5 protein-coding genes and 3 pseudogenes are annotated in these 6,886 nt (G+C 68.8%); 5 read left to right on the plus strand and 3 right to left on the minus strand.

The window, feature by feature from the left end; translation table 11 throughout:
- Window positions 1-116: 116 nt before the first annotated feature.
- Window positions 117-380, minus strand: coding sequence for a DDE-type integrase/transposase/recombinase (locus tag DEP02_RS30405; RefSeq protein ID WP_157977576.1), 264 nt, complete (start codon window positions 378-380; stop codon window positions 117-119).
- On the opposite strand from DEP02_RS30405, the pseudogene DEP02_RS30410 reads away from it, so the two are divergent.
- Both DEP02_RS30410 and DEP02_RS30415 read left to right on the plus strand, forming a co-directional pair.
- A pseudogene (locus DEP02_RS30410) lies at window positions 361-608 on the plus strand (gluconokinase); the annotation flags it as partial. The gene DEP02_RS30405 and the pseudogene DEP02_RS30410 sit on opposite strands and share 20 nt — an antisense overlap.
- A 58-nt stretch (window positions 609-666) precedes the next feature.
- Window positions 667-1,746 (plus strand): PP2C family protein-serine/threonine phosphatase, encoded by a 1,080-nt coding sequence (locus tag DEP02_RS30415; protein ID WP_112470894.1) that lies wholly within the window; start codon window positions 667-669, stop codon window positions 1,744-1,746.
- A gap of 219 nt (window positions 1,747-1,965) precedes the next feature.
- Here DEP02_RS30415 and DEP02_RS30420 read toward each other — a convergent pair whose 3' ends face one another.
- Together DEP02_RS30420 and DEP02_RS30430 are read right to left on the minus strand one after the other, a co-directional pair.
- Window positions 1,966-2,427: an HIT family protein gene (locus DEP02_RS30420; protein WP_112470895.1), complete on the minus strand. Its 462-nt coding sequence runs from the start codon at window positions 2,425-2,427 to the stop codon at window positions 1,966-1,968.
- Between the two features lie 454 nt (window positions 2,428-2,881).
- Window positions 2,882-4,363 (minus strand): multicopper oxidase family protein, encoded by a 1,482-nt coding sequence (locus tag DEP02_RS30430; protein WP_112470897.1) that lies wholly within the window; start codon window positions 4,361-4,363, stop codon window positions 2,882-2,884.
- 275 nt (window positions 4,364-4,638) lie between these two features.
- Here DEP02_RS30430 and DEP02_RS35135 point away from each other — a divergent pair.
- From DEP02_RS35135 to DEP02_RS30450, 3 genes and pseudogenes are all read left to right on the plus strand, one after another.
- A pseudogene (locus DEP02_RS35135) lies at window positions 4,639-4,947 on the plus strand (RpiB/LacA/LacB family sugar-phosphate isomerase); the annotation flags it as partial.
- A gap of 129 nt (window positions 4,948-5,076) precedes the next feature.
- Complete coding sequence (locus DEP02_RS35140) at window positions 5,077-6,057, plus strand: transposase family protein (protein ID WP_232839343.1); 981 nt, start codon at window positions 5,077-5,079, stop codon at window positions 6,055-6,057.
- Between the two features lie 202 nt (window positions 6,058-6,259).
- Window positions 6,260-6,734 (plus strand): annotated as a pseudogene (locus DEP02_RS30450) (ISAzo13-like element transposase-related protein); the annotation flags it as partial.
- Window positions 6,735-6,886: the final 152 nt, after the last annotated feature.

Genomic DNA, 6,886 nt, shown 5'->3' on the forward strand with positions numbered 1-6,886 from the left:
CGCCGTCACGGCCTCGGGCGGGCGACTGGTCGACGGAGTGCACATCTCCACCCGCCGGCTCGACCCGCCCGGCAAGGCACCGGACCTTCCCCGTGATGGTGGACACGCTTCGTTGATCACGCGGCGAGCGTGAGCTCAGCCGCGTGGTGTCGGCGTTGGTAGTCGCCGTAGTCGCGGGCGCTCTGGAGGGTCTCGCGTTTCAGGGACGCGTGGAAATTTTCGCAGGCCGCGTTGTCCGCGCTGGTGCCGATGGCACTCATCGACCCGGTGACCCCCAGCTGGTCACAGAGGTCGGCGAAGGCCCGGGATCCGTACTGGGGTCCATGATCGGAGTGGAACACCGGGCCGTCCAGGCCGCCGCGGGTCGCGGCTTTCGGCATCGTGTTGGTGCACCTCACGGGCGACCGCGTCCTCATCGAGGAGTGGCCGGCGCGCCGGCGGGGCACTTCATGCGCATGATGCTGTTCGACTCCCGGCTTGCTGTGCTTCAGCCGCTGGAGCCGGACGAGGCGGGGGTTACGGTGGATGTGTCGGGCAGCCCCGAAGAGATCACCGCCCGCGTCATGGACGTGCTGCGCGACCTGGAGCGGTCCTCCGCCGCGCAGTAGGTGTCACTCCCCGCCGTAGTTCTCGGAATCCGCCGGACGACCACATCAGGAACACAGGATGCGCAACGGCCGCACGGAAGCGAGGGAGAGGAGGCAGTTGCTCCGCTGGCTGCCTGCCGCGGTGATCACCGGCGCGTTCGTCCTCGACCTCTCCACACTGGGGGGCGTCAACACGTTCCCCGTACTCGCGGCCGCCCCCGGAGCCGCCGCGCCGGTTCTTTCCCTGCGCGGGACGATCGCCACCGGGGTGGCGGCGAACCTCGCGGGGCTGGCCCTGGTGTACCTGGAAAGAGAGCCGACCCGCGCCGACCTCGTCCCGTTCACCAGCCTGGTCCTTCTCACCGTCATCGCAGCGGTCCTCAATGTGCTGCTGGCACGCGACCGGCGGCAGTTGAGAACGAGCCGCGAGGTGGCGGCGGCGGTCCAGCGCGCGGTACTCCCGGATCCGCCTCGTCGGGTGGGACGGCTGGCCGTGGCCTCCCGGTACGAGGTCGCCCATGAGGAGGCCGCCATTGGAGGGGACCTCTTCGCGATTCACGAGACGCCCCACGGCATCCGGATGCTTCTTGCCGATGTGCGCGGCAAAGGGCTCGAGGCGATCCGTACGGTCAACGCCCTGCTCGGCTGCTTTCGCGAGGCCAGCGATCACCGCCCGGACCTGCCGGGCGTCGTCCGGCAGCTGGAGGATCGGATGCAGGCGGGCATCGGACAGGCGACCGGACCGGAAGCCGAGTCGTTCGCCACGGCCGTCGTCGCGGAGCTTCCCCCGGACTACTCCGTGCTGCGCATCGCCAACCGGGGCCACTCCGCGCCGCTGCTGGTCCACGAGGGCAAGGTGAGCCCCCTGGAGCCGACCACGCCGTCGCTGCCGTTGGGCCTGGGCGCTCTCGGCGGCAACGACGTCCCGGTCGACCGGTTCGACCTGCCCGTGGGAGCTACCCTGGTGCTGTTCACCGACGGCATCGACGAAGCCCGCGACGCGGACGGTGCCTTCTTCGACCCCGTTCCGGTGCTGCGCCGGCACCTCCCGTCCGATCCGGACACGGTGCTCGACGCTCTCCTCACCGCCGTCTTCCGGCACACCGGGGGAAACCTGCAGGACGACGCCGCGCTCCTCGCCGTCACCCTGGACGAGTAGCCCACCTTGGCAGGCGCTTCACACGGATGCCACCTCGCCCGCACGTGCCACCGCCTGCGGAGGTCCTCACCCACCGCGGCGGTGTGACGGCCATGCGTCTTGCGAACCCCGCTGGGCGACGAACACCACGCCGAGAGCGCGGATCACAGCGAAGATCCAGAACGTCGGCAGTTCAGCGTCGGCAGGTGCTGTGAGCGGTCCGCCCCGCAGCCTGGCACGTCAGGGAGTCCCACGGCGGTCTCCGCCGCGGTCCAGGTGCGCCCTGATCAGTGCGGCGTCGTGGTCGAGAGCGGCACGGGACCGCTCCTGCCACCTGACCTCCAAGCAGAACCGGTCGTCCGCGGTGCGGGGGAAGACGTGCACGTGGAGGTGGAAGACCGTCTGATCGGCGGCCTCACCGTCGGCGAGGAATACGTTCACTCCCTCGCACGGCAGCCCCGAGCGCCGCAGAGCCCGGGCCAGCAGGTGGACGACGCGGAACAGACGGGCCATCAGGGCCTCGTCGATGTCCTCCAGACCTGCCGCGTGCATCTTGGGGATGACGAGGAGGTCTCCGGGTGCGGCCGGGTGGATGTCCATGAAGGACAGGAGCAGCTCGTCCTCGTACACGCGGCTGGCCGGCACCCGGCCGGAGACGATGCCGCAGAAGGCACAGGACGGATCCCCGGCGAACAACCCCATGGACACAGCATGCGACAGCGGCTCCTGGAGCCGCTCCTGACCGGGCTGACCTGCGCGTGGGAGTGCCGCGTCTTCCTCGGGTGTCCGCCCGGCACGGTGTCTGTCTCTTTGGTGTACCACTGGCGTTGATCGATTACGCCTGGGTCGTGATCTTCTGCTGGGGGTGTTCGTAGGGGATCTGGCCACCGAGGCCGCTGTGGGGGCGATGGTAGTTGCGGGAGTCCTCTTCGGGTGTCCCGCGTACTGCGCCCGTGCCTGGACTCCGACCGTGACGAGGGGCGTGCCAGGTGAGTTCCGCCGTGGGCCCGACGGGCTGCCTCATCCGGGCGTTCGCCCTGCTCCTGGCCTCGGTCGTGACAGGTGCCGCGGTGTGGCGGTGGGCGCTGCCGCGTGTGGCGTTCGCCGCGCTGCGGCTGCCTGGTACTGACCGCCCGTGCGGTGGCGGGTGGCGGGGTCAGGAGCAGCGGAGCAGGGTCATGAACCCGTAGTCCATGTGGAGCTGTTGGTGGCAGTGGAACAGGGACAGTCCCGGCTGGTCGGCGGTGAAGTCGAAGTCGAGGGTCTGGTAGCCGCCGAGCATGACCACGTCCTTGTCCAAGCCGTGGGCGGAGGTGCCGGCGATGTGGGTGACTTCGAAGGTGTGGCGGTGCAGATGAAGGGGGTGGATGTCGTCGGTGGCGTTGCGGAACCGCATCCGGTAGCGCCTGCCGCGCTCGATGTCCAGCACCGGCTTGTTGGTGTCCACGGAGAAGGGGACACCGTTGAGGGTCCAGATGTTGAATCCCCTGTCGGCGGCGTTGCGTTTCTCCACCAGCAGGTCGATCGTGCGGTCGGGCGGGGCGGCGGGGGAGCCGGGACGGGCGAAGTCGCGGTAGTCCCAGGTGAAGTGGGGCGGCACGATCCACCGCGGGGATCCGCTGCGGCCGGCGTACTCCACCACGGTGCCCATGCCGTTCTTACGGTCGTCGTCGGACAGGTCCCCCAGCACCCACACTCCCGGACGGTTCATCTCCACCAGCGCTGAGACGCGTTCGGCGGTGCCGATCCACAGCACCGGCACGCCGGCCGGGCGGGGTACCGGGTTGCCGTCGAGGGCGACCACTTTGAAAGTGTGGCCGGGCAGGGCCAGGCTGCGGATCTCGGTGGCGCTGGCGTTGAGGACGTGGAACAGCACACGCTGCCCGGCCTTGACCTTGATCGGCCGGCCGTGGCCCAGTTTACGGCCGTTGACGCTGAAGGCGCGGTAGCCGACCTCGTAGCCGTGTGGCATGCCCCGGGCCAGCGAGTCGGCCATCGCCTTCTCGCCCCTGCGCTTCAGGTCCGGCACCGGGGAGCCGGCCAGGAAGTTCTGGGCCATGTCCCCGCCGTGGCTGAGGGCGGGTTCGAACTCCTTCAGTACCAGGAAGACCTCCTGGTCGTAAGCGCCTGGGTCGGCTTTCGGCTCGATGTGGACCGGGCCTGCCTGACCGGTGTAGGTACCCCGGGCCAGGTCACCATGTGCTGCCACATGGGTGTGGTAGAAGCGGAAACCGGCCGGTCCGGGCGTGAACGACAGGCGCCGCATTCCGTGCGCGGGGATGTACGGGGTGCCCTCTTCAGAAGCCCCGTCCACTTCGGCGGGAACCCGTTGGCCATGCCAGTGGAGCAGCTCGGGGGTGCCGGTGTCGTTGTGGACGTCGACCACGACCGGGCGGCCTTCGGTGAACCGCAGCAGCGGACCGGGGAACTGTCCGTTGTACGTCGTGGTGGAGACGATCGTGTCCGGCGCGAGTTCGACGCGCCCGGTCGCGATCCGCACCGTGTAATCCGCCTTGCCCGAAGCATCGGGCAAGGCGGACGACGCCGTGGAGGTACGGGCGGAGACCGCACTGGCGCCGCCCGCGGCCAGCACGGCCAGGCCACCCAGCTTGAGAACATCGCGACGGGTGATCGGCACGGTCTGCTCCTTTCCCGGTCCCAGCACACACCCGGCAGGTGCCGACCACCTGGTGTCACACCGCTTGTGCGGAATTCACCGCATAGGCACCACTAAGAACGATAATGGAAACCGGTGGCGCTGATCGGGGCAACCGCAATACCTGGCGCACCGGAGCTGCATCGCGCACGGCGAGGCTCTGCCGATGGCGGAAACCACCACCTACCGGCCGCCTCCGGCGGCTGCGATCAAGGAAGCGCTCAAGCAGGACCTGCACGACAGCCCCCTGGTCGCCTGCCGAGATGGTCGTCCGCGACGAGACCGACCGGGCCCTGCTGGTGTGCGGCACCGGCCTCGGCGTCGCCATCGCGGCCAACAAGGTCAAGAGCATCCGCGCGGTCACCGCACACGACTCCTTCTCCGTCGAGCGGGCGATTCTCTCCGACAACGCGCAGATCCTCATCTTCGGCCGGCGTGTCATCGGCCTCGAACTGGCCCGCCGCCTGGCCGCCGAGTGGCTGACCTACCGCTTCGACGACACCTCCCCGTCGGCCGTGAAGGTCCAGCCCATGTGCGACTATGAGAACGACGAGGCAGCCGCCTGATGCCTGTCCCCGCACGACCACAGCCACATCGCCGGCGGTACCTGCGCCAGCGCACTCAGGTGCGCGACCTGCTGCGGCTTGTCCAGCAGGAGCAGCAGCCGCCGCCGCTGGTTGACGCTGTGCTCAACCTTGTCCGAGCCTCGACGCCGGGAACTGCTGCAAGCACTGGGGATCTTCCAGGGGGCTACGCCCGATCAGTTGTGGAAGCTGACCCGTCCGGACAACCAGCACGACAAGCTCACGCGGGACAACCTCCTGGATCTGGAGGAGCACCACCTGGTGAGGATCGAATCGGTCCAGGAAGACCAGCGGCAGGTGTGGGTGCTCGCCAAGCGAGGACACGGCGAGGCGAAGAAGCTGCTGGAGCCGAAGGGCATACGGGTCTCCGTCCTGCGCGAGGCGAAGTGCCACCCGATCACCGGGGAGCTGCTCGGCACCGGCTACGACGACCACGCCGCGGCGGTCACCTCGACGGCCGCCGAACTCCACCGCGTCGGGATCGGCCACCGGCTCGGCTTCCAGACCGAGACCGAGACCGAGACCGAGACCGAGACCGGGCACCGGCTCGGCAACGGCTTCGTGCAGCGGGCGGACCTGGTGGTGCGGGCGCCGGCCGTCGGACGCAAGGACCGGGACAGGTTCATCTCCGGCAAGAGCAAGCAGAACGCCGTCAAGGCCATGGTGGTCACGGACGGGGAGGGCCGGGTGCTGTTCTGCAGCCCGGCCAAGCCCGGAAGCTGCGCGGACATCACGCACGCCCGTCAGTTGGGGCTGGTCAAGCTCCTCGCCAACGGGCCCGCGGTACAGATCCTGGCCGACGGCGGCTACCGGGGCCTGGGCGCGCAGACCGGCGGGCGCGTGGTGACACCACCGCACCGCAAGTTCAAGAAGAACGCTCCGGGCTGGTACGAGGAGATGCACGAGCACCAGCGCAAGGCACACTCCTCGCGACGCATCCGGGTCGAGCACGGCATCGCCCACCTGAAGAACTGGCGGGCCCTGGCCCGCCACCTCGGCCGCCGCGAGCACATGAGTGACACCGTCCAAGCCATCGCAGCCCTGCTGTCCCACCAGCAGATTGCCGACCTGACATCGGCACGGCAGACGTGAACCCCGAGCCACGCAGAAGCCCTCGACATCTCACCGCCTACCGTGCATGAACTCGTTAGAGCTCGCAGAGAATCAAGGTGTTGCTTCCGTGGATCTGGCTCGTTGATGTGGTATGGGCATGTCGTAGGAGACTTGAGATCAACTCGCCGTGAGATTCGCGGTGTTGTTCCCACACCTGGACGAGCATCAGCGCCGTCTGCTGATGGGGGCCGAGGCCCGGACCCTGGGGCATGGCGGGATTCGGGCTGTCGCGCGGGCGGCCGAGGTCAGCGAGACCACCGTCCGCAACGGCGTTGACGAGCTGGAAGCGGGTGCGGAGCCGCTGGGTCGGGTCCGCCCCCCCCGGCGGCGGGCGCAAGAGGGCCGCCGCGGTGGATCTAGGACTGCGACCTGCACTGTTGACGCTGGTTGAGCCGGATATGCGCGGGGAGCCGATGTCGCCGCTGCGCTGGACGACGAAGTCGACACGCAAACTCGCCGACGAACTCACCCGGCAAGGCCACCGCGTCTGTGCGGATACCGTCGGTGACCTGCTGCGCGAGGAGGGCTTCAGCCTGCAGGCCAACACCAAGACAATCGAGGGCAGCCAGCACCCGGACCGCGACGCACAGTTCCGCTACATCAACGAACAAGCCCGCGATCACCGGGACGCCGGGGACCCGGTGATCAGCGTGGACAGGGTCTGTACGGTCACGTCTGTCATCAGGTGTCACTTCCTGCTTGAAGATCCACCGTTGACCGCACAGACCGACAATCGTTCCCCATGTCGTAAGTGAGGCGTGTTCCGGGAGGGGGTTTCGTCCCTGGGCATGGGGTCTTCGGGAGTTGC

The organism is Streptomyces triticisoli (assembly GCF_003270085.1).
GTDB lineage: Bacteria > Actinomycetota > Actinomycetes > Streptomycetales > Streptomycetaceae > Streptomyces > Streptomyces triticisoli.